The organism is Haemophilus sputorum CCUG 13788 (genome assembly GCF_000238795.1).
Classification (GTDB): Bacteria; Pseudomonadota; Gammaproteobacteria; order Enterobacterales; family Pasteurellaceae; genus Haemophilus_A; species Haemophilus_A sputorum.
In genome coordinates this window covers 1-313 of record NZ_AFNK01000048.1, presented here as the reverse complement: position 1 = coordinate 313, position 313 = coordinate 1, and the positions used below count along the sequence as shown (strand labels likewise).

Annotated in this window: 1 protein-coding gene; it reads left to right on the top strand. The window is 41.9% G+C overall.

Annotated elements, in window-relative coordinates; all coding sequences use genetic code 11:
• On the top strand, nucleotides 1-303 hold a 303-nt coding region (locus HSP_RS0106690), incomplete at its 5' end, for a replication initiation protein (protein WP_010129660.1).
• Between the last annotated feature and the right edge of the window lie 10 nt (nucleotides 304-313).

Sequence of the window (313 nt, the reverse complement as noted above, 5' to 3'; positions counted from 1 at the left end):
AACCAGTTCACCACCTACTCGCTCCGCGATTGTGGCAGTCTTCGAAATCCCCGGACGATCCGCCTTTATGAAAGTCTTGCTCAATTCAAATCTTCAGGCTTATGGGTTACTACTCATGCTTGGTTAAATGACCGTTTCGTCTTACCGGAATCCCAGCAGAAGAACTTGGCAGAGTTGAAACGATCTTTCCTTGATCCTGCACTCAAGCAGATAAATGAGAAAACACCTTTACTTGCTAAGTATAGTATTGATGATTCAGGAAAATTTCTGTTCTCAATAATTGATAAGCAAAATCCCGTCTGACATAAATCAG